Below are 26,108 nucleotides of genomic sequence, written 5' to 3'. Positions count from 1 at the left end.
TCTATAGAATAGATAGATTATTGCGGATCGCCGGATGAAAATGAAACGATTTGCTCATTAATTCATCATTTCGTTTCAGGCGTTTGCGGTGGCCGAACTTTGCCTTGATACCGCTTTGCATCTTAGGTTCGGGCAACCGCATAGGCATAGGTTTCCACATAACGACGGAGCAGACCGCGCGTCACCTCGGTCTCTTTCCTGCGGCAGGATCCACTTGCGCTCAAACGAAAACGTCAGCTGCGATCCGACACAATGCTGCTCGCGCTTGCACAGGATCTCGGACAACCGATCCGGTGCAAGATTCATCCGCCGATGCGGGTCGTCGGACCGGGCAGGAGCGCAGTCGCCTCAGGTGTCGGTCGTGCTCGGGAGTTCCTCGTGGGCGCGGTTGCGCCGAATAGCTGCCAGCCGTCAGATGGACTCCAATTGCACCCGCTGCTCAAGCTTCTCGGCGTCCTCCTTCCGCTCGCTGTAGCGGTCGGTCAGGTAGGGTGAGGCGTCGCGTGTCAGCAGCGTGAACTTCACCAGTTCCTCGCAGACGTCGACGACGCGGTCGTAGTATGGCGACGGCTTCATCCGCCCGTCGGCGTCGAATTCCTGAAAGGCCTTCGCGACACTGCTCTGGTTCGGGATGGTGAGCATCCGCATCCAGCGACCGAGTACGCGCATCTGGTTCAGGGCGTTGAAGGATTGGCTACCGCCGGACACCTGCATCACCGCGAGCGTCTTGCCCTGCGTCGGCCGGACGGAGCCGACAGCCAGAGGGATCCAGTCGATCTGGGACTTCATGACGCCCGTCATCGCGCCGTGACGCTCCGGGCTGATCCAGACCTGTCCCTCGGACCATTCGGAAAGCTCCCTGAGCTCCTGGACCTTTGGGTGGCTTGCGGGGGCATCGTCCGGCAGGGGTAGTCCCTTTGGGTCGAAGAGCCTGACTTCGCAGCCGAGACGCTCCAGCAGGCGGCGGGATTCGTGAGCGAGCAGCCGGCTGTACGAGACCTCGCGGATCGAGCCGTAGAGGATCAGGATCCGGGGCTTGTGCGCGGAGAATGACGGACGAAGGGCGTTGAGGTCGGGCTGGCGGAGATGGTTTTCATCGAGGGCCGGGAATCCTTCAGACAATGCGCTTGCCCTCCGCGTCGAGAACCCGTTCGCCGCCTTCCTTGGTGAAGGCGCCCTTGTGGGTGTCGGGCAGGATGTCGAGCACGACCTCCGAAGGTCGGCTCAGTCTGGTCCCAAGCGGCGTGACGACGAACGGCCGGTTGATGAGGATCGGATCCTTCAGCATGGCGTCGAGCAACTGGTCGTCGGTCAGAGCGGGGTTGTCGAGCCCGAGTTCCGCGTAGGGGGTTCCCTTCTCGCGGATGGCCTGACGGACGGTCAGGCCGGCGTCCACGATCATCTTCGTCAGCTCGGCGCGCGACGGCGGCGTTTTCAGATATTCGATCACGGTCGGCTCGATGCCGGCGTTGCGGATCATCTCCAGCGTGTTGCGCGAGGTCCCGCAGGCGGGATTGTGATAGATGGTGACGTCCATGGTCATGGCCTTTCGGTTGCGGTGTTCTTGGCGACGGCGGGTGCGGCCTCGTACCAGCCCTTGCTGCGGTTCACGATCCAGACGACCGACAGCATGACCGGAACCTCGATGAGGACGCCGACGACGGTTGCGAGTGCCGCTCCGGACTGGAAGCCGAACAGGCTGATGGCAGCGGCGACGGCGAGTTCGAAGAAGTTGCTGGCCCCGATCAGGGCCGATGGTCCGGCGACGCAATGCTGTTCGCCCGACATCCGGTTCAGCAGGTAGGCCAGCCCGGAGTTGAAGTAGACCTGGATCAGGATCGGAACCGCCAGCAGGCCGATGATCGTCGGCTGCGCGATGATCTGCTCTCCTTGAAACCCGAAGAGCAGGATCAGCGTCGCGAGCAGCGCGACGAGCGAAAGCGGCTGCAGTCTGGACAGAAGGGCGTCGAGAGACCGCGTCGTGCCGTCGGCGGTGAGCAGCTTGCGGACGACCTGGGCGATGGCGACCGGGATCAGGATGTAGAGGACGACCGAGATCGTCAGCGTGTCCCACGGCACTGATATCGCCGAGAGGCCCAGCAGCAGGCCGACGATGGGCGCGAAGGCGACGATCATGATGGCGTCGTTCAGCGCCACCTGCGACAGGGTGAAGTGCGGCTCGCCCTTCGTGAGGTTCGACCAGACGAACACCATCGCCGTGCACGGAGCCGCCGCCAGAATGATCAGCCCCGCGATATAGGAGTCCATCTGGTCGGCCGGGAGCAGGGGACGGAAGAGCCAGCCGACGAACAGCCAGCCGAGCAGCGCCATCGAGAAAGGCTTGACCGCCCAATTGACGAAGAGCGTCACGCCGATCCCGCGCCAGTAGCTGCCGACCTTGGCCAGCGACCCGAAGTCGATCTTGAGCAGCATCGGGATGACCATCAGCCATATGAGTACGGCGACAGGGATGTTCACCTTCGCCATCTCGGCTGCGCCGATGGCATGGAAGACGCCCGGCATCATGTGGCCGAGCGCGATGCCGACGACGATGCAGAGGAAGACCCAGACGGTCAGATATCGTTCGAAGATGGACATCTCATTCCGCCTTTGCGGATTTCACGGATGCGCCTTCGAGCGTGCCGATCTGGCGCAAATGCTGCTCGAGAGCGAGCCTGTCGACGCTGGAATGCGGCAGGGCGAGAAACGCTGATATGCGGTTCCTCAGGAACCGTGCTGCCTGATTGAACGCTCTCTGTATCTCAATATCCGTTCCCTGGACGGCTGCCGGGTCTTCGATACCCCAGTGTGCGGTCATGGGATGACCGATCCAGACCGGGCAGGCTTCGCCGGCCGCGCTGTCGCAGACGGTGAAGATAAAATCCATCTGCGGTGCACCTGGTTCGGCGAAGACGTCCCAGCTTTTTGACGAGAAGCCCGCGGACGGATATCCGAGCGCCTCGAGTTCCCTGATGGCGTGAGGGTTGACTTCGCCCTTGGGTTGGCTACCGGCGGAGAAGGCTCTGAAGCGTCCGCCGCCTTCCTTGTTCAGGATGGATTCGGCGAGGATGGAACGTGCGGAATTGCCCGTGCACAGGAAGAGCACGTTGTAGGTCTTGTCGGTCATTGGTTTGCGTCCGTGTTAGGTCGGTGCTCTGTTTAGTCTCATGTTCGGGAGGCCTCCGGCGGGCAGCAGGGTGTGAGATCGGCGATCAGAGGCGCACACAACTCCGCGTTCCCACCGCAGCAGTCCTTGAGGAGGAATAGGGTCAGTGCGCGGAACCCTTCGAGATCGGCGCGATAGATGATGGAGCGGCTCTGTCGCTCGCTCTTGACGATGCCGGCGCGCTGCAGCGTGGCGAGATGCGCGGACATGGTGTTCTGCGGGACGTCGAGCATTCGGGCCAGCTCTCCCGCCGGAACACCCTCCGGTTCCGCCTTCACGAGCAGACGGAAAGTTTCGAGCCGGGTGGTCTGTGCCAGTGCGGCCAGTGCCGCGATCGCGAGTTTTGATTCCATATATCCAGAATGATGGATGTGTTGGGAGATGTCAACTGAAGGTTCTTTTCGATCAGTACATGGAAGCTGCTTTCAGTCGACAAAGGAGGGCCGACACACGTAGGCGCGACCCTCCCTCGATAACCGGTCTTATTCGGCGGCTTCGAGGCCGCGATCGTCGTCGTCCGAGGCGGCACTTGCTGATTCGGCTGTTGCCGGCAGCCGCCACCCCTTGATCAGCCCATAGACCGCCGGAATGACGATCAGCGTCAGCAAGGTCGATGATACCATGCCGCCGATCATGGGTACGGCGATGCGCTGCATGATTTCCGAGCCCGTGCCGGTCCTCCAGAGGATTGGCACGAGGCCGGCCATGATGGCGACGACGGTCATCATTTTCGGCCGGACGCGCTCGACCGCGCCGACCATGATCGCCGTGTTGAGGTCCAGCTTCGAGAAGGTGCGGCCTTCCTTTTCGCTGGCTTCGCGCCGCTCCTTCATCGCATGGTCGAGGTAGATAAGCATGATCACCCCGGTCTCGGCAGCGACGCCCGCCAGCGCGATGAAGCCGACGGCGACCGCCACCGACGCGTTGAAACCCATCCACCACATCAGCCAGATGCCGCCGACCAGCGCGAACGGGAGCGACAGCATGACGATGACAGTCTCGGTCAGCGCCTTGAAGTTCAGGTAGAGCAACAGGAAGATCAGCGCCAGCGTCAGGGGAACGACGACGGCAAGCCGGGCCTCCGCCCGTTCGAGATATTCGAACTGGCCGCTCCAAGCGACGGAATAGCCTGATGGCATTGTCACGCTCTTGGCAACCGCCTGCTGGGCTTCCGCTACATAGCCGCCGAGATCGCGGTTGGCGATGTCGACGTAGATGTAGACGGCGAGCTGGCCGTTCTCGGTACGGATCGTCGTCGCGCCGCGGGTCAGCTTGACGTCGGCGACCTCTCCGAGCGGAACCGTTCCGCCGCCCGGCAAGGATATCTGCACGTCCCTGGCGATCGACTGCGGGTCGCTTCGGGCTGCCCGTGGATATCTTACAGCCACGCCATAGCGTTCCCGGCCTTCGACCGTCTGGGTCACGACCTCGGAGCCCAGTGCCATGCCGACGACGTCCTGGACATCGTTGATGGTCAAGCCATAGCGCCCGAGCGCCGTCCGATCTGGAACGATATCGAGATAGTAGCCGCCGATCACCCGCTCCGCATAGGCGCTTGAGGTTCCAGGAACAGTCTTCAGCACGGTCTCGATCTGACGGGCGATCTTCTCCATCTCACCGAGATCGGTGCCGTAGACCTTGACGCCGACAGGCGTCCTGATCCCGGTCGATAACATGTCGATGCGGGCGCGGATCGGCATGGTCCAGGCGTTGGAGACGCCGGGGAACTGCAGGGCTGCATCCATCTCCCGCTTCAGACTGTCGGTGGTGACCCCGGGCCGCCATTCCGATTTCGGCTTCAATGTAATGATCGTCTCGAACATTTCCGTTGGAGCGGGGTCGGTGGCGGTGAGCGCGCGTCCGGCCTTGCCGAAGACGCTCTGGACTTCGGGGAACGATTTGATGATGCGATCCTGCGTCTGCATCAGTTCCGCCGCCTTGGTGATGGATATGCCGGGCAGGGTGGTCGGCATGTACATCAGCGTGCCCTCGTCGAGATTGGGCATGAACTCGCTGCCGATATGTTGGACGGGCCAGACGGTGACCCCGAGGATCACGAGCGCCGCCAGTATGGTCAGCGTCTTCACGCGCAAAACGCCCGATATGACCGGACGATAAATCCATATGAGAAATCTGTTCAGAGGGTTCTTATGTTCCGGGACGATGTATCCCCGGACGAACAGGATCATCAGCGCAGGAACGAGCGTCACCGAAAGCAGCGCGGCGGCGGCCATCGAGAAGGTCTTGGTGAAGGCGAGCGGGCCGAACAACCGGCCTTCCTGCGATTCCAGCGTGAAGATCGGCAGGAACGACACCGTAATGATCAGCAGGCTGAAGAACAGCGCCGGTCCGACCTCGCTTGCCGCTTCCACCAGGATTTCCACTCGCGGCTTGTCGGGTGGCGCCCGTTCAAGATGCTTGTGGGCGTTCTCGATCATGACGATCGCCGCGTCGATCATTGCGCCGATGGCGATGGCGATGCCGCCGAGGCTCATGATGTTCGCCCCGATGCCGAGCAGCTTCATGGCAATGAAGGCCATCAGGATGCCGACGGGGAGCATGATGATGGCAACAAGGGCGCTGCGGACATGGAGAAGGAAGGCAATCGTCACCAGGGCGACGACGATCGATTCCTCGACCAAGGTGCCTTTCAGGGTTTCGATGGCAGCTTCGATGAGCGTGGAGCGATCGTAAACAGGAACGATTTCGGTCCCCGCCGGAAGACTGCTCTTGATGGAATCGAGGCTCTTCTTGGCGTTGTCGATGACATCAAGCGCATTGGCCCCGAACCGCTGCAGCACGATGCCGCTCGCGACCTCGCCTTCGCCGTTCAGTTCGGTGATGCCGCGTCGCTCGTCTGGAACGAGTTCGACCCTGGCGACGTCGCTCAGCTTGAGCGGCACGCCGTTCCGGCTCTTCAGGACGATATTCTCGATGTCAGGGATGCCCTTGAGATAACCGCGCCCACGCACCATGAACTCGAACTCGGAGAGTTCGACCGTGCGGCCGCCGACGTCGGTATTGCTGGCGCGCACCGCATTGGCGACGTCGTTGAGCGTGACGCCCTGCGCCTTCAGCCGAGCCGGGTCGACGACGATCGAATACTGCTTGACGAAGCCGCCGACGCTCGCGACCTCGGACACGCCTTCGGACTTGGAGACGGCGAAGCGGATCACCCAGTCCTGCAGCGATCGCAACTCGGCGAGCGATAGTTGCTTGGCGACGACGGCATATTCATAGACCCAGCCCACGCCCGTCGCATCCGGCCCGAGTGTCGGCGTCACGCCCTGCGGCAGCCGGCTCTGGGCGGCGTTCAGATATTCCAGCACCCGGCTGCGCGCCCAGTAGGGATCGGTGCCGTCTTCGAAGATCACGTAGACGAAGGAGACGCCGAAGAAGGAGAAGCCGCGCACGACCTTCGATTTCGGCACGGTCAGCATCGAGGTCGTCAGCGGGTAGGTCACCTGGTCCTCGACCACCTGCGGCGCCTGGCCCGGATATTCGATGTAGACGATCACCTGGATGTCGGAGAGATCGGGGATGGCGTCGAGGGGCAGGGACCGCAGGGCGTAGATGCCGCCCGCGACCGCAAGTGCCGCACCGACGAAGATCAGGACGAGATTGTGGGCGGACCACGAGATGAGGCGGGAGATCATGGTTTCGTCTCCTCTGATGTCATGGCGCTGAGCGCCGAGTTCAGGTTGCTTTCGGCGTCGAGCAGGAAGTTGGCGGCAACCACCACCTTGTCGCCGGCGGCGACGCCCTCGATGATCTCCGTCTGATCCTCGCCCCGGGCGCCGAGCTTGACATCCTTTGGCTCGAAGCGGCCGTCGCCCTTGTCGATGAACACGACCTGCCGGTCACCGGTATCGATCACGGCGCTGTTCGGCACGGCGACCACTGGCTTTTGCGCGCCGGCCTCGATCTCGACGTCGGCATACATGTTGGCCAAGAGCACGCCATCAGGATTGGGAAGCTCGATACGCACTTTCGTCGTCCGTGTCTGCATATCGACCTGCGGATAGATCAGATCGATCAAACCCCTGAACGTTTTGCCGGGAAGGCTCCTGACGGTGACATTGACCTCTGCTCCGTCGCGGACCGACGCCAGATCATATTCCGGCACGTCGGCCATCACCCATACGTTGGAGATATCGGCGATACGGAACAGCACGTCGCCGGGCTTGGCCATCATGCCTGTTGTCGCCGCGCGCTCGAGGATGATGCCGTCGCGCGGGGCGACGTAGCCGATACTGGCCGGCACCTGACGGGTCCGCGCGATCGTATCGATCACCTGCTGGGGAACGCCGAGATTTTTCAGACGCAGAGCGGAGCCCGCGTCTGCATCGCCGCGGCCGTCGTTTCTCCCGGCCGCATACTCGGAGGCGGCAGTCGCTATATCCTTGGAGTAGAAGCTGAAGAGGCTTTGGCCCTTCCTTATGCGGTCTCCAGTGGTGACATTGGCGACGTCGTCCACGAACGAATCCGTCCGCATCGAAATGACGCTGACAAGCCGCTCGTCGAGGGCAACGGTACCGGGCACCTGGATCTTGCGGCTGATGCCGGTCATCTCGGCGGTGGCCGTCTTCACGCCCGTGCGCTGCAGTTTTCCGAGCGAGACTTTTACCGTCGAGGCATCGCTCTGATCGCCCTCGAAGACCGGGATATAGTCCATGCCCATGGAGTCCTTTTTCGGCACCTTGGAAGTATCGGGCAGGCCCATCGGGTTGCGATAATAGAGAAGTTTTCCCTTCGTCGCGGTGGTGTCGGATGACGTTGCGGTCGCTGCCGCTTCGACCGGTTTGGGTGCCGCCGTGGCGAAGCTCACGTCCTCACTGGCATGGACGGCGATGAATGGTCGTCCATCCTCGGTATTTTTCGGTGTTGCGGAAAACCTTGGTTGGCCGTCCGGATGACGGTAATAGATGATCGCCCCGGCTGGAGCGATCATGGAAGCGGCGGGCGTGGCAAGAGCGGGCTTAACAAGATGAAGTCCGAGCCGCGCGCCAAGATCGTTCGTGCCAGCCCAATAGCCTCCCCCGCCGAACAATACGGCGAGGGAGAGCGTGGCTGCCACACGGGATGGCGTGTTCAAGGCGCGGCCTTCAGGACAAGTTCGCCCTGGACCGTATCAGGTTCACCCTGGATCTTGGCGGCAAGCTTGAAGCGCCAGCCGCCCGCCATCGTGAAGTCGGTCTTGAAAGCATAGACGCCGGGTTCGGTCGAGGTGGCGGCCTCGACGGGCGTTGTCATCATCTCCATGCCCTCCGGGGCCATGTCCATGCGGGTGGTGAAGATGACGGCATCGGGAACGGGTTTGCCGGTCCGCTTGTCGATCAGGCGCACGGAGACCAATGATCCCTGTCCCTGTTTGACATCGGTCGAAACAGGCTGGAATTCGTAGTCCTGGGAGGCTGCAAGAGTCACGGTGGCGGAGCCAACGATCAGTACGCCGGCAAGGAGCATCGCTCCCGCGGAAAGAGAGGGCTTGTTCATGATTTTCGATCTCATCGGGACGGATGTGTTGATCGCGTCCTCGGGTCAAAATTGATAGCCATTGGGCAGAAGGAGACGCGCTCAGGCGTTCCACGCTATCCGCAGGCATGTTTCAACAATGGCGGGAGATCAGGCTTTCGGAGGGCGGGCCGGAGGCTCGACGAATGCGGACATCAGTTGCGATGTCGGCAGCAAACCGTAGCGGTGGGACTGCCAGGAAATGGCGAACGACCAGCCATGGCTGTCTGGAGCATGGGCGAAGATCGAGGTCGTGCAGACCAGGGCCAGCGGGCAGCCCTTGGCGCAATCCAGCTTGACGGGATGCTTCTCGGGGCAGCATGGCATCTCTTCCGCCATCTGCATGCCGGGCATGACGCTGCCCATAGCCTCCATCGTCGCCGCACCCGAAGACGCCATGGCGCTGCTGGCCACCCCGATGCTCATCGGGCCGACGACGACCGCGAGCATGGCGACGAGCAGGAACAGACGACGGGCGACCCTCAGCAATTTCATGGGCAAAATATTGGCATGCCGGTTGCGGAATTGGAAGCGGGCTCACGGAGATGTGTTGCCGCGCGACGCCGGACATCGCTCGATCCGAACACGCTGACTGACGGCCGGACCCAAGGCTCGGTCGCCGCCGTGGTCGATAATTGTTTTAGAGGGTGCCATGACGGGCATTCCAAGCAGAGTTCTGCGAACTGATTTTTACCGACGCCCATGCCATCTTGTTGACCAGAACCTTGTGCTCGACCAGGCTGAAGATCGTCATCCTTGCTCCCGACGTTGGCATTGACCAGCGCATCGAGAGGCGAGACTGTCGCATCTCTAACTGGCCCAACTGTCGCATTACTAAATAGCCCTGGAGAAGCTAACCCAAGTGCATCATGGCCGCCTTGGAGGGTAGGGCATCAGCCACCTTCGCGCAAATAGGCAGCAAAGGCTTCGGCGGGGGTCCGGTATCCGAGGCATTTGCGAGGCTGTGAGTTTAGATGATACGCCAAGTCGGTCAGCTGTTGCTGGGTGACATTGGCAAGATCCGTGTCACTAGGCATGAAGCGTCGGATGCGTTTGTTGGTGTTCTCAACGGCGCCTTTTTGCCATGGCGCGCTTGGATCGCAGAACCAGCTCCTCGCGCCGATGCCTTCCTCAAAAGCCCTGAAGCCGCTGAACTCCGTGCCGCGATCGAAGGTAAAGCTCTGCCGCGCCAACGCTGGCAACAGCGAGAAAGCATGAACGATCTTATCCATGATCGGTCGCGAATGACGACTGTTGTTCTTGAGCATGACCGTATAGCGGCTCTTGCGTTCAACCAGTGAGGTGACATTGGTCGGCCCAAGCTCCCGCTTGAAGATCAGCAGATCGCCTTCCCAATGTCCGAACTCGGTCCGATTGCCAATAAAATCAGGTCTTTGGGATATCCTGCAATCGGCCGGGAAGACGTTGCCGCGCGGTCGGCGAGAGCCCCGAGGGCGACGCTTGCGACGTGCCTCCGGCAGGTAGCGATAGAGGCCCAGACCATAATCCTCCTTGCAGTAGACAAAGCGATAGATGGTCTCCGGGCAAATGCGAACGGGGTTTGCGCTGTCTTCGGCAAGGCGACCGGCAATCTGTTCCGGTGACCAATAGGCCTTCAGGCGGTCAATGACCAGCTCGCGCAGTCTTGGATGCCGCCTGAGCTTGCGCAGCCTTCGGCGCCGCTCCTTGGCGATGTCATCGGCGATCGTATCAAAGTAGCCGGTGTACTCGGGAAACTCGCGATCGTGGAAAGTGTTGCGCTTGAGCTCACGATAGATCGTTGAGCGATGACGTCCGAGCTGGCTGGCGATCTCGCCAACTGGCACCTTTCGCTCTCTGAGATGATAAAGACGGCGACGATTGGCGAGGGTGAACTGCTGATAGCAAAGCGACATGCCAAAATCTCCAAAGTGAAGCCATTGAATTTACTGGCATGTCGCACTTGGAAATAGAATGTACCCCCCTACAAGAAAAAATCAGATAATCTATCTTATGGAACTATAGCAAGCCCATGACATGCCGGGATACCGCTCCTCAAATCTCTGGCAATATCAATGCCTTCCTTCGCGAGCACTCTCGTCCGAACTCACCAGCAGTTTGTCGATCCTGCGGCCGTCGAGATCCACGACCTCGAAGCGCCAGCCGTTCTTGGTGAAGCTTTCGCCGACATCCGGAAGATGGCGCAGTTCCTGCAGGACGAAGCCTGCAACCGTTTGGTAGTCACGATCGTCGTCGATCTGGAGGTTCATGAAATCGGCGAATTCGTCTATCGGCATCCAGCCGGACACGAGGTAGCTGCCGTCGTGGCGACGGACGATTGCCTGTTCGCCGCTGGCATCCGCTTCTTCCTGCACGGCGCCAAGGACGGCTTCGAGAATATCGCCCGAGGTGACGACGCCTTCGAAGTGGCCGTATTCGTCATAGACGAGCACCATATGCGCGGAGGAGCGGCGTAGCGCCTTGACCACATCAAGCGCGCTCGAAAGATCCGAAACGATCGGCACCTGCTTGGCCAGCGTCTGAATATCGACGCGGCCGCCGGATGCCAGCGCATCGAAGAAATCCCTGGTCGTCAGCACGCCGACGATTTCGTCCGAGCTGTCCTTGCGCAGCGGCAGCCGCGCCTTGTCCGTGCGGCGAATCTGCTCCCGAACCTCTTCGAAACTGTCCTCGATATCGATGACCTCCACGTCGCGACGCGGCGTCATAAGCCCTCTGGCATTCCGGTCGGCCAGGCGCATGACGCCTGATATCATGGCTTGTTCTTCCGTTGCGATCACGCCGGCGCTCTGCGCCTCCGCGAGAACGGTTTTGATTTCCTCGTCGCTGACGCCGTCTGCCGCCTTGCCGGATTGGCCGAGCGCGCGCAGGACAAATCGTCCCGAAAGATCCAGCAGCCAGACGAGCGGCGCGGCCGCTCGCGAAAGAAACACCATGGCCGGTGCGATCTTGGCGGCCACGGCTTCAGGGGCGCGAAGCGCAACCTGCTTCGGCACCAATTCACCGATGATCAGCGAGAGATAGGTGATGGCGACGACGACGGAGCCAACGCCGATCGCGTCGGCCGCGGCAACCGAAAGCCCTTGCGCGGCAAGCCAGCCCGACAGCCGAGCGCCAAGTGTGGCGCCGGAAAAAGCGCCGGAAAGAACACCGACGAGCGTAATGCCGATCTGCACCGTCGAGAGGAAGCGGCCGGGTTCCTCGGCCAGCCTCATCGCCATCGCGGCACCTCTGCTTCCTTGGTCCGAAAGCACTTTCAGGCGGGCGGGCCGGGATGAGACGATCGCCAATTCCGACATTGCCAGTACGCCGTTAAGAAGGGTGAGAACGATAACGATTGAAATTTCGAGAAGCAAAGTCGGCCCTTTTTTGTTTCAGCGGAAAGATAGGTGGCGCATGCTGCAAATGCCAGCATCCAATAGACATGATTTCCATGGCACCACCATTACGGGCAAATCGCCGATGCTAACGCATGGCCGGCAGGATATCCGCTGCGATCTCCTCCATCACCTCGCCGGGCGGCCTGCCCTGGGCGGCGAGGTTAAAGGCGACATGGTGAATGCCGGCTTCCCGCATCGCCGCGAGCGCTCCGATCAGCCCTCGCCTGCCGCTTCTGCCACCGAGATTCGCCTCCTCATACGCCGCCTCGGGATTGTCGAGCAATTCCAACACCATGGACTGTCCGAATCCGCGGAAATCGGTGGTGACTTTTGTCCGAGCATTGCGCCAGAGCGCCAAGCGATCCTTCTGGATGGACAGCGGGCGGTAATAGGTCATCCAAGCCGACGCGTGCCGGGCGATCCACTCGAGAGATTGCGACGACGAACCCACGGCCACCATCGGAATGGATCCTTGCTGCAGGCTGGGTCTTATGGCGAATTCGCTGCGCACGCGGCCACCTTCGTCAATGACTTCCGGGTTCTGCCGCAGCGCGGCGGCGAGGCGCTCCCAATGAAATTGAAAGAGCGTCTTGCGGTTCTCGATATCCGCTCCGAATATTTCGTACTCCGTCGGCCTGTCTCCCGAACCGAGACCAAGGACGAAACGCCCCTTCGACAAGGAGGCCATCGAAAGGGCTGCCTTGGCGATGTGGAGCGGATGCCGCAGAGGCAGCACGATCGCGCCCGTCGCCAGGGCGATCCTGGATGTGGACGCCGCCAACGCGCCGAGGAAAACCCAGGGGTCGGCATGCCCGACGGGGTCGGGGTAGCTTGCGCTGTTGAGAGGGACATCCCTTACCCACAGGGCATCGAAATCCAGCCTATCGGCGTGGCCTGCCATATCGAGCTGGGTATCGAACCGTATGTCGGTTGAGGTCTTCGCCTGTACCGGCAGGACTATGCCGAATGAAAGTCGGTCTGGATGGAAAAGCACGCCGCGTCCCGAAACTTATTGCCCTGACAGAAAGATAAGGACGATCGCCTGCGAGAAAAGGGCCGCGTTGCGGGAGATCTAGCCATGGATCGAGGCTGGAGCGATATGCCTTGCGGATTGACGGCGACTAGCAAACTAGCTGGCTTTCGCGAACCGCCCGGCATTGCGCGATGGATGCAGCTTACGGTCGATGCGCCGGCGCTGAAAGCAGCGAGAGGAACTGGCCAAGAAGAACGAGGCCTTGCGGCCAGAGTTCCAGTTTTTCAGCAGCGCCAATATGGCCCAGCGGGCCGGCATTGACGAAGACGGAACCCCACGCATCGGCGAACTGCCTTGCCCGTTCGATGGAGACATGCGGGTCGGTACTGCTGGCGACCACCATGGATGGAAACGGCAGAGGCCTCAATGCCATGGGCGCGAATCCGGTGATGGCCGTATTGGCCAGGGCCGCCTCGGTATCCCGATCGGTCGGCGCAACGAGGAAGGCACCTGCGATCCCATCGGTCGATCCCTCCTGCGCCCATCGTGTGAGTAGCGAGGTGCCGAGACTATGGGCGATGATGATGATCGGTCTGTTGCTCTGCGTCACCCTCGCGGACAGGTTCCTTGCCCACTTGACATAGTCGGGGTGATCCCAATCATCCTGGCTGACACGTTGTATCGTGGGGAATGCTCGTTCCCAGTGGCTCTGCCAATTATCCGGCCCGGAATTATGCCAACCGGGGAGCGTAAGAACGTCGAATCCATCGAAAAGCAAGGCCGAATCCCTTTGGTCAGTCTTTCATGTCGGTTGACATGATTGCAGGCATCGGAGCGCCGCGAAAGATACAGACAGGATCGCCGACGCCAAACTGTCTTGGTCGAGCCATCGGTACAGTTTTCAAGCAACTTCGGGAAACGTGAGCGACTGCTTTTCGTCGGGAATTGCGTCGGAACAGGGAGATCGAACGGTCGCCCTCGCCTCGATCAGCACGTCGCCTGCCTTCGACTTTTCAAGCTCAATCGTCATCAGCGCAAGCGGCTTGCTGGTTACGGCCGCTCGTCTATCCATATATTTCCGTTTGAAAACAAAATAGTGTCGCCGATATCTCGTCTTATGTCTTAACTGACGGACTTCGCCCACAAATCGCGTATCTCCTGCCGCATAAGCAGGGATTCTTCCCACCGGTCGGTGGTGTCTTCGTCATCCCTTCCCGTGATCGCATAGGGTTTCGGCCCCAGCTCGCAGGTAAAGGCGAGTGTGGCGTCTTTGCCTGCGCGCTTCCGCCAGCTCTTGAAGCCGTAGTCCCACCAGCCGAGGAAGAGGTCGACCCAAGGCCTGTGATGCGGGAAGGAAATCTCGATCTGGACCTGCTCGCGCGAGGCGACGCGGCCGTGGAAGGCCCAGCAACTATCCAGTATCCGATGAATAAGCGCATGATTTTCGTCGGATACCGGCCAGGCGAATTCCCGCCCGACGAGGAAATGCGAGATGTCGCCCAGCAGCCGCAGATCAGGCATGCGATCGAGCAGGTCGAGCGTGAAGAACAGGTCCGTCGTCATCCGGTCGCGATGCGTCTCGATCCAGACGTCGATGCCCGCCTCATCCGCCAGCCGCTGCCAGCCTTCCAGCAGGGGAATGCAATCCTCCAATCGCCGCAGCCGCACGTCCGGCTGGAGGCAGATGTGATGGACATTGTGTTCGGCGGCGATTTCCAGCACTGGCTTCAGATCATCGACGCTCTTGGGAAAGCACTGGCCTTCCGCCTGAAGTCCGTGCTGCTTGAGCAGGCCCGCGACGCGGGAGACGATGTTGCGATCGTGCCAAGGCGTGCTGATGCCATCGAAGCCGGCGGCGGCGATCTTTCCGATGTTTTCCTCGAGAGAGAGCTCCGGATAGCGAGCGCTGCGTCGCTCCATGGCCCAAAGCGACTGGAATATGAGCAAGTTCTGCATGGTTCCTCCCGTACCGGTAGGCTGCTCAGATCATGAATCCGATGTCTTTGCCAGATGGCGCGGCGATGGGTTTTGATCCCGGGCGCGTTTCATTGCAAGGCCGATGTATTCGGCTGTCCGGAACCCGCAGCGTGATGGTTTTTCATCAAGATACTCCCGGCCCCAGATCGCCGATAGCATCCGGATTGCGGATGCAGGACGTACTGAGGACAGGCAAGTGCAGCTCAGCTCAGGTCAACCTGTTTGCCAGACGAAGAGTGCCGATCGCGTCGATACCCAGGCTAAGACGATCATAATCTTCGACACTTGGATGCCGCGTGGCCGGCGGCCCCCGATGGGTCGCGCTGATGACAAGCACCGAAGCGCCCGCGGCTTCCGCTGCCTCTATTCCCGCCGGCGCGTCTTCGAAAACGAGGCAATCTTCAATAGGTTGCGCCAATGTCCTTGCAGCCAATATGAAGCAATCCGGTGCCGGCTTGCCGTTCTGTACGTCCTCGCCGGCAATCAGAACCGGCGGCCAGGGAAGGCCAGCCGCCTCAAGGCGAACCTTGGCCAGTTCCCGCGGGGCGGAGGTGACGATCGCCCATCGATCCGGCGGCAGGCTTTTCAGAAAGGCGATAGCGCCTGCGATCGGTTCGACGCCGGCAACGTCGTCGATTTCGGCCTGCGTGAGAATCCTGACTTCTTCAGCGGGATCGATCCCCGCGAGGCCGAGCTGGGTGATCGTCTCGATCGCCTTGCGGCCGTGAACCGTCGCCAGCAAGCTGACCGCATCGACGCCTCGCCGTTCCGCCCAGGCGGTCCAGACTCGTTCTGCGACCGCAATCGAATTGAGGACGGTTCCATCCATGTCGAACAGGAAGGCGCCGAAGGAGCGGCTGTCAAAGAGCATCAGGATCGATCCTCGGCTTTCTGATGGGATGACAGGCGATCCAGAATGGCCTGCGCGGTGTTGGCGTCGGTCACCAGGGCGTTGATCATTCCCGACCGCGCCGCGCCGATGATGCCGCTTGCCTTGCCGGGCGTGGCTGCAACGGCGATGCAGAGCGGCACCTTGCGCAATTGTTCGGGCGAGGCTGCAATCATGCCCTCCTCCCCGTCCCAATGCAGGATTTCGCCGGCCTCGGTCACATAGTGGCGCAGCACGTCGCCGGCCGCATGGCTCAGCGCCTTTTCGCCCGGCAGCGCCGCTTCCGAGGGGTTCGCCGCATGCGTCAAGCCGACACCGACGATCGCCGCGTCCAGCCTGTCCCAGAGAGAGGTGACCTGCTGCACCGTGGGGTCGCCCAGAAACGCATCCCTGAGTTCGGTAGAGGAAATATAGGGGGCATGCAGGAAGTGCGGCACGCCGCCCATCTGGGCTGCCGCCTGCCGCACGAATTCGTTGATCTGGAAGTGCGCGGCTGCCTGTTGCATGCCGCCATTGAGCGCAACGGTCGTGATGCCAGGAAACTGCGGCAGGCCGGCCATGGTCACCTCGCGGACCGCCCGCCCCCAACCGATGCCCAGCGTCGAGCCGGAGCGCATACCCGCCTGCTGCAAAAGCGCGCCGACGGGTGCCGCCAGTGCGCTCAGCACGTTGGACGACGGCGTATCGATCACCGCGGCCGTTTGCAATTTCAGGCCGTCGATCAACGCGGCACTCAGATCCTCGGCGGGCGAAAGATCGATCACCTCGATCCGGACGATCCCGACCGCCCGCGCTCGCTGCAGCAACCGTGAAACCGTCGCAGTCGATAGGCCCAGCTTCCTCGCAATATCCACCTGCGACATGTCGGACTGGTAGTGCAATTTGGCGACGGTATGCAGCAATGCGCGATTTGCCGCAGCCTCCTGCGATTGAGACGAATTCAGGTTGAAATTCCTTTCTGCAATGTGTTACATCTACTGCACTTGAGGGAGTTATGGCGCAAAACAGCCGATTTCGCAACGTTTATACAGCGCGCAGCAGCCCTCAATTTCAAGAGCAGTGCCTTCTTCGGGGAGTGGAGAAGGCATGGCTGCGTCGGTGCCGTCTTGCGACGGCTGGAGGAAAGATCACATGACGAAATTGACGACAGCGGAGATGCGCGGCTACCAGCAGATTTGCGGCAGCGACGGCGCCATGATGGTAATTGCCTGCGACCAGCGCGGCGGGATGCGCAGCCTCCTGGCCAAGGATCCGGCCGAACAGGCGGCCATCTCCGACAAGGTGCTGGGGGACACGAAGGCCGATATCGCCCGGTTCCTGGCCAGCAAGGCATCCTGCGTTCTGGTCGATCCGATCTGCGCCGTGCCTGCCCTGGTCGACGATCGGGTCCTTCAGCGCGATACCGCGCTCCTGATCGGGCTCGACGCTTCCGGCTGGGATACATCGCCGGAGGGCTATCGCCTGTCGAAGCTGGTTCCCGGCATTTCCGCACGCCGCGTGCGCCAGCTGGGTGCGACCGGCGGCAAGATCATGGTCTACCTGCGCTCGGACCGGGATGCGGCAAATGTCCACAATATCGAGATCCTGAAGCGCTGCATCGAAGACTTCGCGCATGAGGATCTTCTGCTTGTCGTCGAGTTCCTGACCTACAAGTTCGATGACGAGGATGACGCCGATTACAAGGCCAGGCTACCGTCGCTGATCGTCGGCGGCAGCAGGATCTGCCTGGATCTCGGCTCGAAGGTTTTGAAGATCCCCTATCCGGGCTCGTCGGACGCCTGTGCCGAAGTTACGCGCCTTGCCGGCGCCGCCGGCGACGTGCCGTGGGCGGTGCTGTCGGCTGGCGTCGACCATGAAACCTTCCTGGCGCAGGTCGAAGATGCCATGCGAAACGGCGCTTCGGGGGTCATTGCCGGCCGCTCCCTCTGGAAGGATTGCATCTCCCTCGACCGCTCGGTAACCAGGGATCGGCTGGAATCGGTCGCGGTGCCACGGCTTCGTGAAATCCAGGCCGTCATCACGACGCACTTCAAAGGCGCAGGCTCGCACGGCGCTGACGGAAGGCAGCGCGCCAATGGCTGACATCGCCATCGGCGTCGATATCGGCGGCACGAATATTCGCGCCGCCCTCGTCTCCGCTGCCGGCGAAATTCTTGCCAAGCGGTCGGAACGCACACCGAGCGATCCCTTGCAGGTATTGGAGCGCGTCATCGCGATGGCGCGCGAACTCGACGCATCCGAGGTTTCCGGTATTGGCGTCGGCATACCGGGGCGGGTCGATGTCGCCAGGCGCGAGATCCTGTCCGGCGGTATCGTCAATCTGGCGGGCCTCGATTTCGTCCGGCGGCTGGAGACCGCGCTCGGAAAGAAGGTCGTCATCGAAAATGATTGCAACATGGCACTGATCGCCGAGATGCGCATCGGTGGCGCCAAGGGCTATCAGAATGTTGCGATGCTGACGATCGGAACGGGCATTGGCGGTGCCGTCGCCCATGCGGGTCGCATCTATCATGGCCACAGGGCTGCGGGGCAGCTCGGTCATATCTGCGTATCACAGGACGGTCCGCCCTGCCCTTGCGGCCGGCGCGGCTGCGTCGAGACCTTCAGTTCCGGAACCGCCTTGCGCCGGCACATCGCCGAAGCCGGATTGTCCGTTGCGACGATCCGCGAAGTCTTCGACATGGCGGCCGGGGGAAACGCTGCGGCAACCCGTGTATTGCGCCAATGGGCCGGTCCGCTGCGTACGGCTCTCGACAATATCGCCGCGACGATGGATCCCGAAGTCATCCTGCTCGGCGGCGGCCTCGGCTGCGATGCGGCGCGTGCCCTTGCCGACTTGCCGGCAGAAGCGCCATGGTTTTGCCCGGCAATATTGCCGGCGAAGCTTGCCGACGATGCCGGCGTGATCGGCGCTGGCCTGTCTGTTTTCGGGGATGCCCTTCCGCGGCAGGGAAAGCGGGTCGTTCTGGTGAACGGCGTGCCGGCCTCCGGCAAAAGTCGGCTTGCGAAGGCTTTGTCCCAGCGAACCGGTTGGCCGATCCTGTCTCTCGACGACATCAAGAATCCCTTCCTGCAGCACATCGGCCCTGTCGATCGAGACTTCAACCGGACCTTGGGCAAGGCGAGCTACCAGGCGATCTGGTCTTTCGTCGCGGAAGCTCCCGCCGGTTCGACTTTCATCATCGATGCCTGGTTCGGCTTCCAGCCGAGGGAACAGCTCGAGAGCTATATCGGCGCGGCAAAGATCGAGCATGTCGCCGAGCTGTGGTGCAAGGTGCCGGGGTCGGTTGCCGGCGAGCGCTATACCAGCCGGCTGAAGGATCGGTTGCCCGGCCACCCGGGCGCCGAATACGTGCCGGAGCTGATTGCGCTCGCCGATCGGGCCGAGCCCATGGGTTGTGGCCCCGTAATGACGGTCGACCGGACCCTGGAGCCGGATATGGATGCCATCATGGCGTGGGTATCGCAGGTCTTCGACTGCGGATAAGGTGTGTCGCCGCGCAAGCGATGGCATGATTGCGGAATAATTCGGAACCCGTGTGCGACGCTATGTCCTCGACGGACCATACCAGTATGCACATATTCGAATTATCTAAGTATATCAATGAATTAAAGGAAATTCATTACAGAAAAAAATTACTTGACGCGTGGCAACAACCCACTGATTATCGCTGTGCCGGACAGGGGAGGTTCGGCTTCAAGAGGAGGAAAATTATGGAGCGCCGCTCATTTCTAAAGGCCACAGCCGTGGCATCGCTCGCTACCGGTGTTGCGGCAGTTGCCGGTGGCACTAAAGCTGCAGACAAGAAATTTACGATTGCCCTCATTCCGGGCCTGACGACCGATGCTTTCTACATCACCATGCGCAAGGGTGCCGAAGCGGCAGCCAAGGCGGTCGGTGCCGAACTCGTATTCCAGGGTGGGCCCGATTTCAACCCGGTGACCCAGGTTCCGGTTCTTGACGCGGTGATCGCCAAGAAGCCCGATTTCATTCTCATTGCGCCGACAGACAAGGATCAGTTGATCCAGCCGCTCAAGAAGGCCGCTGACGCGGGCATCCCGATCATTACCGTCGATACCTTCATAGGCACCGGCGTCTACCAGACGGGCAACGGCGATGCCGATTTCCCGCTTGCCTATATCGCTTCCGACAATCTGCTCGGCGGTGCGATCGCCGCACGCGCACTGGCAAAGGCCGTGGGCGAAAAGGGCAAGGTCTACGTTTCCAACGTCAAGCCCGGTGTATCGACCACCGACCAGCGCGAGCAGGGCTTCAAGGAGGAAATGAAGAAATACCCGAACATCACCGTTCTTGAGACGCAGTACAACGACGACGACGCCAACAAGGCGGCATCGCAGCTTCAGGCTGTCTATGCCCGCAACTCCGATCTCGACGGCGTCTTCGGGGCAAACCTGTTCTCCGCCCTCGGCGCCGCCAACGGCGTGCAGCAGGCCGGCCAGACGGGCAAGATCCGCGTCGTCGCCTTCGATGCGCCGACGTCGATCATCGACAACATCAACTCCGGCCTCGTCGATCTGGCGATCGCACAGCACCCGGCTGAAATCGGCTATTTCGGCGTGATGGCAGCCTATGCCCATCTGACCGGGAATTCGATCCCGACGGCGATCGGCACCGGCTTCACCGTCATCGACAAGTCGAACGTGACAGACAAGAACATCGCGAAGTTCATCTACTCCGATTAACTCGGGGATAGCCTGTGCCTCGCCGGTTCGGCGAGGCACATCATCCAACGATGATAGAGCGAACGGCGCCGCAATCTCGTGCCGATAACGCTCCAGTTTGGACCAGTCCATGACAATCGACAATGCAGACGTTCGCAAGACGGATCAGCATGTGGCGCCTCAGGCAGACCACGGCGACCAGGAAAAAACTATCCTTAATCGTATCGCGCAATTGCGCGCATGGCTCTTTCTTGCCGCGCTTATCGTGACGTTCGAGATCTGGGCACGGATCGACTTCGGCGGCACCTTCATCGGCTCCAGCTTCAATTGGCAGTCCGTCGCGGTCTTCGCAGTGGCGCCGCTGCTGCTGGCGATCGGGCAGACTTTCGTCATCATTTCCGGCGGCATCGATCTGTCGACCGGCTTCATCATGGGACTTGCGGCCGTCGTCGCCGCGCACGTCGCCAATATCGCCGGCCTTTATATGCCTTTGCCGCTGGCAATGGTGTTCGGCATTCTCGTCTCCATGCTGGCAGCCGCCGTCCCCGGCTTCGTAAACGGTCTTCTGATCTCCCGGCTCAAGGTTCCGCCGTTCATCGGCACGCTCGGCATGTTCGGCGTTGCGCGTGGCACGGCCTTCCTGCTCGCCGGCGGCACGACGGTGCCCGTCAAGAATTCCTATTTTGCCGAACTCGGCAACGGGCGCTTCTTTGGCGTGCCCTATCTCGTCATCGTCACGCTCGTCTTTGTGCTGATCATGCATTACCTGCTGAGCCAGACCCGTTTCGGCCAGCATAACTACGCCATCGGCGCCAATGCGCAGGCCGCGCGCCGCGCCGGTATCGACATCAAGTCCCATCTGCTGCGGCTCTATATTCTTTCGGCCGTCTGCGCGGGATTGGGCGGGGCGCTCTACGCGGCGCGCTTCACCGCCGGCGCGGCCCAGGCCGGCGAGCCGCTGCTGCTCGATAGCGTCGCCGCCGTCGTCATCGGCGGCGCGAGCCTGTTCGGCGGCTCCGGTACGATCATCGGCACCATTGCCGGCGCTCTGGTCATCGCCGTCATCCAGTACGGCCTCGTCTTCATGAATGTGGAGCCGTTCTGGCAGTTCATCGCCGTCGGCGTCGTCATCATCATTTCGGTGCTCATCGACCAGGCACAGCGCAGGTTCAGCGGAGCGAAGCAGGATGAATAGTGTCACCCCCCTCCTCGAGGTCCGCAATCTCTCGCGTTATTTCGGCGCCGTGCGTGCCCTGGACAACTGCTCCATGGTCGTCAGGCCCGGCGAAGTCGTGGCACTTGCCGGCGATAACGGTGCCGGCAAGACGACGATGATCAAGGCGATCTCCGGCGTCTATCCGCCGACCGCCGGCGAAATCCTGATCGAAGGCAAACCCGTTACCTTCTCGTCACCGCAGGATGCGCGCGAGAAGGGCATCGAGACGATCTACCAGGACCTCGCGCTTGCCGACAACCTGCCGATCGGTGCGAACATCTTCCTCGGTCGCGAGCCGATGAAGAAGCTCTTCGGCTTCCTGCCGGTCCTGGATCGCAAGGCCATGGCGGAAGCGGCGCGCAAGACGATGGCGGAGCTCGACTTTCATGTGAAGCGGCTCGACGCCCCGGTCAGCAATTTCTCCGGCGGCCAGCGCCAGGCAGTCGCGATCGGCCGCGCGGTCTACTGGAATGCCCGCATCCTGGTCATGGACGAGCCGACGGCTGCGCTCGGCGTACCGGAGCAGCGCAAGGTCGTCGCCCTGATCAAGTCGCTGAAGGCGCAGGGGCGTGGCGTCATCTTCATCTCGCATAATCTGCAGGATATTTTTGCCGTCTCCGATCGCATCGTCGTCCTGCGGCGCGGGATTGTGGCCGGGGAGCGGAACATCGCCGACACCAATCACGAGGAAGTCGTCAGGCTCATGATCGGCGGCTAGCGTGAACGCCGGCATGTAGTTCGAAAAGAGGAAGCGGCAATGGCAATGAAACGTCATTGCCGCTTTGCTATTTGCGGCCGATTTGATGCCCGATTCATCCATTGATCCACGGTATCTTGAAACTCGGACCAATGGCCTATCCCGAAAGAAGCGCTCTGCCCGGTGGCCGTAGACCGGGTTGCCAATGGCGAAGCCGCCTTCATTTTAAGCGGTTCCGATTATTGCCTTGCAACTGCCCACGCGCTGTGCCTGTATATACAGGCGACAGGACTGGATAAGCCATGCGAATGCGTATTTACAATGATGAAACAGTGCTTCCGATGATTGCCGCCACCCGCTGCCAGATCGTCGCAACGCGGGTTTGACCATGCCCATCACGGCACAGTCCCTCATGGCATATCCCATTCCCGACATGCGGCGGGCGGTCAGCGCACGGGACGCAATTCTTTACGCGCTTTCCACCGGCTATGGCAACGATCCTTTGGATGCGGCACATTTGCGGCGGGTTCAGGAACGGGACCTCGTCGTCACGCCGACATTGCCGAATGTTGTGGCCGATGCGGGTTCCTGGATGGAAGATGCCGGTGTCGACTGGCAGCAACTGGTCCATGCCGAGCATCGCCTGACGATTCACGCGCCCGTGCCTGTCGATGTGCCCCTGCTTTCGCGCTCGCGTATGCGTTCGATCGTCGACCGCGGACCTGATAGGGGCATGTTCGCCACCTTCGACCGGACGATCATGACTGCCGGCGATGAGAAGATCGTCGCAACCATGTCTCAGACGAATGCCTGTCGTGGCGATGGCGGATGCGGCTCGGCCGGGACGCCGCCCGAAGCGCTGCGGCCTGTTCCATCGCGCGCGAGCGATGCAAGGCTTGCGGTAGCGATCCCGGAGGATGCAGCACTCCTTTATCGCCTGAACGGCGACCTCAATCCGCTGCACGCCGATCCGGCCTATGCCGCCCAGGCCGGGTTTCCGCGCCCGATCCTCCATGGTCTCTGCACATTCGGCTATGCGGGCTATGCCATAGGGCGCCTGCTGGGAAAGCAGGACTTCGCGGATATAGGCTTCATCGCGGCGCGTTTCACGGCGGTCGTTTTTCCCGGCGATACCCTGGAATTCGACATCTGGCGTGACGGACAGGATGTCTATTTCCAGGCGCACGTCCCCGCCCGTGAAGCGACGGTGCTCGATTACGGCAATGCGAGGCTGGCATGACGAGCTTGGAAGCCGAGCCGCCGAACGACATGCCGCGTTACCTGCGGATCAAGGAGCGGATCGTCGGCCTGATTGCCGAGGGCAAGCTCAAGCCGGGCGATCGCGTCTATTCCGAAAGCGAGATCGTTTCCTCCTTCGGCGTCAGCCGCATGACCGCCAATCGGGCCTTGCGGGAGCTGATGTTCGAAGGCGTCTTGACCCGTTGCGCGGGCCTCGGAACCTTCGTTTCCTCACAGCGTGAGGATATCGATCTGCTGCAGATCAGGAACATCGCCGACGAAATATCCGAGCGCGGCCACCGGCACACCGCCAAGGTTCTGGTCGCCGACCGCATCAAGGCGGATGCCCGCATCGCGCAGGCCCTTGATTTGACGCCCGGCACGGAGGTCATGCACAGCCTGATCGTGCATCTGGAGGACGGCCAGCCGATTCAGGTGGAAGAACGCTATGTCAATCCCGCCGTCGCGCCGGATTATCTCGCCAATGATTTCAGCACGATCACGCCGAACGAGTATTTGACGCAGCTGGCGCCGATCACCGAATTCGAACATTTCGTCGAAGCTATCAAGCCGGATGCCGAGATCAGGAAGTTGCTGGGCGTCAAAGCAGATCAACCCTGCCTGCGCGTCTTCCGGCGCACATGGTCCGGCAAGTTGGTGGGCACATGCGCGCTGCTGACCTACCCCGGCAACAAATATCGTCTGGAGGCCGGCTCCAGAAAAAGACACCGGATGCCCGGCGCTTTTCCCGGAGGCAAGCAAGAATGACCGAGGCCGCAGACATGGTGTCCTTAACCGGTGCCGCGCCGACGATCGGCGACATCGCTTCCATCGCGCGACGCGGTGTGCGGATCGTGGTTTCGCCGGAGGTCGAAGCGAAGATCAATGCTGCCCGTGCCGTCGTGGAACGCTATCTGGCTGCCGACCGGCCCGTCTATGGCCTGACGACAGCCTTGGGTGCCGGTGTCGATACGCGATTGGCCGCAGACGATCTCATCGCTTTCCAGCTGCGGGTGCCGCAAGCCCGTGCCGTCGGGGTCGGGGCGGCGCTGCCGCGCGAAGCCGTCAGGGCGATGATGGCTGCTCGTATCGCCGGGATGGCGGCCGGTGGCTCCGGCGTGTCGCTGCCGGCTTTCACCGGTCTCGTCGCCGCGCTGAACGCGGGCTTCCATCCAGTCGTGCCATCGCTCGGCTCGATCGGCGCTGCCGATCTTGCACCCTTGGCCCACATGGGACGGGCCCTGCTCGGGGATGGCGAGGCTGAAGTGGACGGCATGGTCATGCCGGCGCTCGATGCGCTTTCGAAGGCCGGGCTGAAGCCATTGCCGATCGCGCCGAAGGATGGCCATGTCCTTGTGGTCGCCAACAGCCTGTCAGTCGGCAAGGCCTGTTTATGCATTGAGGATATCGAGCGTCTGTTTGACTGGTCGCTTGGCGCTGTCGCTTTGAATTTCGAGGCATTCCGCGCCAATGTATCGGCCTTCGACGACAGGGCACTGGCGGCAAGGCCAGCCTTCGGCCAGCGCGAGGCAGCCGCAAGACTTCGCGAGCTGCTTTCCGGCAGCTCTCTGCTTGCCGATGGCGCCGCGCGTCGTCTGCAGGATCCTTTGAGCTATCGTTGCGCCCCCCAGGTATGGGGCGCCCTCCTCCATGCGATCGGCGAAGCGCGTGTCGCCACGGAAATCGAGCTTGCTAGTTCCGGCGACAACCCTGTCGTGCTCGCCGAAGAAGGGCTGATCCTGTCGCATGGCAATTTCGACATGACGGCCTTCGTTTTGGCCTGGGAGCGGCTCGGCCAGGCAATCGCCCATTGCGCAGCGGCAACGGCCTATAGAACCATGAAGATCATGTCGGCGGGCATGTCGGAGCTGCCGCGCTTCCTGACGCCGCTCGGACAGAGCAGAACGGGGTTTGCCACCGTTCAGAAGACGGTCTCGGCCCTCGAAGCAGAGATACGGCATCTGGCTGCTCCCGTCTCGCTTACGCCCATCCCGGTTGCGGACGGCGTCGAGGATCAGGCTTCGATGGCGCCGAGCGTTCTGGCAAAAATCGAAGCGATGATCGAGCGATTGCGCTATCTTGTAGCGATCGAACTTGTCGCGTCGGCGCAGGCCGTCGATTTGCGCGGCGTCGCGGGCGAGCTTGGCAGCGGAACGTCGCACGCCTATCGACAGGTGCGCCAACGGGTGCCGCCGCTTGAAGAGGACCGCGCCCAAGGGCCGGATTTTCAAAGAATATCGGACTTTATCGCCCATAGCGCCCTGCAGGCGGCTTCCTGAGCGACATGCGGCCAGGCCGTTGCGCCTGCCACTTCCTTTTGCCGCAGGCCATCCAACGGCCCGCATCATTCGATAGACCGGCATTGCCGGTGAAA

The 26,108-nt window shown here is 61.6% G+C and carries 25 protein-coding genes and 1 pseudogene; 8 read left to right on the top strand and 18 right to left on the bottom strand.

The window, feature by feature from the left end:
- Positions 1 to 128: 128 nt before the first annotated feature.
- The 18 genes and pseudogenes from ACQZ6J_RS13300 to ACQZ6J_RS13215 all read right to left on the bottom strand — a co-directional run.
- Positions 129 to 336 (bottom strand): annotated as a pseudogene (locus ACQZ6J_RS13300) (ISNCY family transposase); the annotation flags it as partial.
- 75 nt (positions 337 to 411) lie between these two features.
- Positions 412 to 1,122 carry an arsenical resistance protein ArsH gene (gene arsH, locus ACQZ6J_RS13295; protein ID WP_449084393.1) on the bottom strand — a complete coding sequence of 237 codons (711 nt, stop codon included), beginning with the start codon at positions 1,120 to 1,122 and terminating at the stop codon, positions 412 to 414.
- Complete coding sequence (arsC, locus tag ACQZ6J_RS13290; protein WP_449084392.1) at positions 1,115 to 1,543, bottom strand: arsenate reductase (glutaredoxin); 429 nt, start codon at positions 1,541 to 1,543, stop codon at positions 1,115 to 1,117. Before arsC ends, arsH begins: the two co-directional genes overlap by 8 nt.
- On the bottom strand, positions 1,540 to 2,598 hold the full coding sequence (arsB, locus tag ACQZ6J_RS13285; RefSeq protein WP_449084391.1) for an ACR3 family arsenite efflux transporter: 1,059 nt from the start codon (positions 2,596 to 2,598) through the stop codon (positions 1,540 to 1,542). The genes arsC and arsB overlap by 4 nt, the downstream gene beginning before the upstream one ends.
- A 1-nt stretch (position 2,599) precedes the next feature.
- Complete coding sequence (locus tag ACQZ6J_RS13280) at positions 2,600 to 3,127, bottom strand: arsenate reductase ArsC (protein WP_449084390.1); 528 nt, start codon at positions 3,125 to 3,127, stop codon at positions 2,600 to 2,602.
- A 38-nt stretch (positions 3,128 to 3,165) separates the two neighbouring features.
- Positions 3,166 to 3,519 carry an ArsR/SmtB family transcription factor gene (locus ACQZ6J_RS13275; protein WP_449084389.1) on the bottom strand — a complete coding sequence of 118 codons (354 nt, stop codon included), beginning with the start codon at positions 3,517 to 3,519 and terminating at the stop codon, positions 3,166 to 3,168.
- Positions 3,520 to 3,648: 129 nt separating this feature from the next.
- On the bottom strand, positions 3,649 to 6,822 hold the full coding sequence (locus tag ACQZ6J_RS13270) for an efflux RND transporter permease subunit (RefSeq protein WP_449084388.1): 3,174 nt from the start codon (positions 6,820 to 6,822) through the stop codon (positions 3,649 to 3,651).
- Complete coding sequence (locus ACQZ6J_RS13265; protein ID WP_449084387.1) at positions 6,819 to 8,261, bottom strand: efflux RND transporter periplasmic adaptor subunit; 1,443 nt, start codon at positions 8,259 to 8,261, stop codon at positions 6,819 to 6,821. Before ACQZ6J_RS13265 ends, ACQZ6J_RS13270 begins: the two co-directional genes overlap by 4 nt.
- Positions 8,258 to 8,632 (bottom strand): FixH family protein, encoded by a 375-nt coding sequence (locus ACQZ6J_RS13260; protein WP_449084459.1) that lies wholly within the window; start codon positions 8,630 to 8,632, stop codon positions 8,258 to 8,260. Before ACQZ6J_RS13260 ends, ACQZ6J_RS13265 begins: the two co-directional genes overlap by 4 nt.
- 159 nt (positions 8,633 to 8,791) lie before the next feature.
- A complete protein-coding gene (locus tag ACQZ6J_RS13255) occupies positions 8,792 to 9,175 on the bottom strand; it encodes a hypothetical protein (RefSeq protein ID WP_449084386.1) in 384 nt (127 codons plus the stop codon).
- A 398-nt stretch (positions 9,176 to 9,573) separates the two neighbouring features.
- Positions 9,574 to 10,575, bottom strand: coding sequence for an IS30 family transposase (locus tag ACQZ6J_RS13250; protein ID WP_449084385.1), 1,002 nt, complete (start codon positions 10,573 to 10,575; stop codon positions 9,574 to 9,576).
- Positions 10,576 to 10,731: 156 nt separating this feature from the next.
- On the bottom strand, positions 10,732 to 12,036 hold the full coding sequence (locus ACQZ6J_RS13245; RefSeq protein ID WP_449084384.1) for a hemolysin family protein: 1,305 nt from the start codon (positions 12,034 to 12,036) through the stop codon (positions 10,732 to 10,734).
- 109 nt (positions 12,037 to 12,145) lie between these two features.
- Positions 12,146 to 13,054 carry a TIGR03571 family LLM class oxidoreductase gene (locus ACQZ6J_RS13240; protein WP_449084383.1) on the bottom strand — a complete coding sequence of 303 codons (909 nt, stop codon included), beginning with the start codon at positions 13,052 to 13,054 and terminating at the stop codon, positions 12,146 to 12,148.
- 181 nt (positions 13,055 to 13,235) lie between these two features.
- Entirely contained in the window at positions 13,236 to 13,811 is a 576-nt protein-coding gene (locus tag ACQZ6J_RS13235) for an RBBP9/YdeN family alpha/beta hydrolase (protein ID WP_449084382.1), read from the bottom strand.
- 123 nt (positions 13,812 to 13,934) lie between these two features.
- Entirely contained in the window at positions 13,935 to 14,105 is a 171-nt protein-coding gene (locus ACQZ6J_RS13230) for a hypothetical protein (RefSeq protein ID WP_449084381.1), read from the bottom strand.
- Positions 14,106 to 14,155: 50 nt separating this feature from the next.
- A complete protein-coding gene (locus ACQZ6J_RS13225; RefSeq protein ID WP_449084380.1) occupies positions 14,156 to 14,989 on the bottom strand; it encodes a sugar phosphate isomerase/epimerase family protein in 834 nt (277 codons plus the stop codon).
- A gap of 229 nt (positions 14,990 to 15,218) precedes the next feature.
- Positions 15,219 to 15,881, bottom strand: coding sequence for an HAD-IA family hydrolase (locus ACQZ6J_RS13220; protein WP_449084379.1), 663 nt, complete (start codon positions 15,879 to 15,881; stop codon positions 15,219 to 15,221).
- A complete protein-coding gene (locus tag ACQZ6J_RS13215; RefSeq protein ID WP_449084378.1) occupies positions 15,881 to 16,801 on the bottom strand; it encodes a sugar-binding transcriptional regulator in 921 nt (306 codons plus the stop codon). Before ACQZ6J_RS13215 ends, ACQZ6J_RS13220 begins: the two co-directional genes overlap by 1 nt.
- A 229-nt stretch (positions 16,802 to 17,030) precedes the next feature.
- Here ACQZ6J_RS13215 and ACQZ6J_RS13210 point away from each other — a divergent pair, with 229 nt between their 5' ends.
- The 8 genes from ACQZ6J_RS13210 (at position 17,031) to ACQZ6J_RS13175 (ending at position 26,013) form a co-directional block, all read left to right on the top strand.
- A complete protein-coding gene (locus ACQZ6J_RS13210) occupies positions 17,031 to 17,981 on the top strand; it encodes a tagatose-bisphosphate aldolase (protein WP_449084377.1) in 951 nt (316 codons plus the stop codon).
- Entirely contained in the window at positions 17,974 to 19,386 is a 1,413-nt protein-coding gene (locus ACQZ6J_RS13205; protein WP_449084376.1) for an ROK family protein, read from the top strand. The genes ACQZ6J_RS13210 and ACQZ6J_RS13205 overlap by 8 nt, the downstream gene beginning before the upstream one ends.
- 227 nt (positions 19,387 to 19,613) lie before the next feature.
- Positions 19,614 to 20,603, top strand: coding sequence for a substrate-binding domain-containing protein (locus tag ACQZ6J_RS13200; RefSeq protein WP_163985275.1), 990 nt, complete (start codon positions 19,614 to 19,616; stop codon positions 20,601 to 20,603).
- 109 nt (positions 20,604 to 20,712) lie between these two features.
- Entirely contained in the window at positions 20,713 to 21,777 is a 1,065-nt protein-coding gene (locus tag ACQZ6J_RS13195) for an ABC transporter permease subunit (RefSeq protein ID WP_449084375.1), read from the top strand.
- A complete protein-coding gene (locus ACQZ6J_RS13190) occupies positions 21,770 to 22,516 on the top strand; it encodes an ATP-binding cassette domain-containing protein (protein ID WP_047634459.1) in 747 nt (248 codons plus the stop codon). Before ACQZ6J_RS13195 ends, ACQZ6J_RS13190 begins: the two co-directional genes overlap by 8 nt.
- Before the next feature lie 367 nt (positions 22,517 to 22,883).
- Complete coding sequence (locus ACQZ6J_RS13185; RefSeq protein ID WP_449084374.1) at positions 22,884 to 23,735, top strand: MaoC/PaaZ C-terminal domain-containing protein; 852 nt, start codon at positions 22,884 to 22,886, stop codon at positions 23,733 to 23,735.
- A complete protein-coding gene (gene hutC / locus ACQZ6J_RS13180) occupies positions 23,732 to 24,502 on the top strand; it encodes a histidine utilization repressor (RefSeq protein ID WP_449084373.1) in 771 nt (256 codons plus the stop codon). The genes ACQZ6J_RS13185 and hutC overlap by 4 nt, the downstream gene beginning before the upstream one ends.
- Entirely contained in the window at positions 24,499 to 26,013 is a 1,515-nt protein-coding gene (locus ACQZ6J_RS13175; protein WP_449084372.1) for an HAL/PAL/TAL family ammonia-lyase, read from the top strand. The genes hutC and ACQZ6J_RS13175 overlap by 4 nt, the downstream gene beginning before the upstream one ends.
- Positions 26,014 to 26,108: the final 95 nt, after the last annotated feature.

Source organism: Rhizobium sp. A37_96 (assembly GCF_053521765.1).
This window is presented reverse-complemented; position numbering and strand designations above follow the sequence as displayed.

Excerpts from the sequence above, each read along its gene's own strand:
- ACQZ6J_RS13225 (WP_449084380.1), bottom strand. The coding sequence starts at position 14,989 with ATGCAGAACTTGCTCATATTCCAGTCGCTTTGGGCCATGGAGCGACGC.
- arsB (WP_449084391.1), bottom strand. The coding sequence starts at position 2,598 with ATGTCCATCTTCGAACGATATCTGACCGTCTGGGTCTTCCTCTGCATC.
- ACQZ6J_RS13200 (WP_163985275.1), top strand. The coding sequence starts at position 19,614 with ATGGAGCGCCGCTCATTTCTAAAGGCCACAGCCGTGGCATCGCTCGCT.
- hutC (WP_449084373.1), top strand. The coding sequence starts at position 23,732 with ATGACGAGCTTGGAAGCCGAGCCGCCGAACGACATGCCGCGTTACCTG.
- ACQZ6J_RS13275 (WP_449084389.1), bottom strand. The coding sequence starts at position 3,519 with ATGGAATCAAAACTCGCGATCGCGGCACTGGCCGCACTGGCACAGACC.
- ACQZ6J_RS13260 (WP_449084459.1), bottom strand. The coding sequence starts at position 8,632 with ATGCTCCTTGCCGGCGTACTGATCGTTGGCTCCGCCACCGTGACTCTT.
- ACQZ6J_RS13230 (WP_449084381.1), bottom strand. The coding sequence starts at position 14,105 with ATGGATAGACGAGCGGCCGTAACCAGCAAGCCGCTTGCGCTGATGACG.
- ACQZ6J_RS13270 (WP_449084388.1), bottom strand. The coding sequence starts at position 6,822 with ATGATCTCCCGCCTCATCTCGTGGTCCGCCCACAATCTCGTCCTGATC.
- ACQZ6J_RS13185 (WP_449084374.1), top strand. The coding sequence starts at position 22,884 with ATGCCCATCACGGCACAGTCCCTCATGGCATATCCCATTCCCGACATG.
- ACQZ6J_RS13205 (WP_449084376.1), top strand. The coding sequence starts at position 17,974 with ATGGCTGACATCGCCATCGGCGTCGATATCGGCGGCACGAATATTCGC.
- ACQZ6J_RS13210 (WP_449084377.1), top strand. The coding sequence starts at position 17,031 with ATGACGAAATTGACGACAGCGGAGATGCGCGGCTACCAGCAGATTTGC.
- ACQZ6J_RS13220 (WP_449084379.1), bottom strand. The coding sequence starts at position 15,881 with ATGCTCTTTGACAGCCGCTCCTTCGGCGCCTTCCTGTTCGACATGGAT.
- ACQZ6J_RS13175 (WP_449084372.1), top strand. The coding sequence starts at position 24,499 with ATGACCGAGGCCGCAGACATGGTGTCCTTAACCGGTGCCGCGCCGACG.
- ACQZ6J_RS13190 (WP_047634459.1), top strand. The coding sequence starts at position 21,770 with ATGAATAGTGTCACCCCCCTCCTCGAGGTCCGCAATCTCTCGCGTTAT.
- ACQZ6J_RS13280 (WP_449084390.1), bottom strand. The coding sequence starts at position 3,127 with ATGACCGACAAGACCTACAACGTGCTCTTCCTGTGCACGGGCAATTCC.
- ACQZ6J_RS13195 (WP_449084375.1), top strand. The coding sequence starts at position 20,713 with ATGACAATCGACAATGCAGACGTTCGCAAGACGGATCAGCATGTGGCG.
- ACQZ6J_RS13250 (WP_449084385.1), bottom strand. The coding sequence starts at position 10,575 with ATGTCGCTTTGCTATCAGCAGTTCACCCTCGCCAATCGTCGCCGTCTT.
- ACQZ6J_RS13255 (WP_449084386.1), bottom strand. The coding sequence starts at position 9,175 with ATGAAATTGCTGAGGGTCGCCCGTCGTCTGTTCCTGCTCGTCGCCATG.
- arsC (WP_449084392.1), bottom strand. The coding sequence starts at position 1,543 with ATGACCATGGACGTCACCATCTATCACAATCCCGCCTGCGGGACCTCG.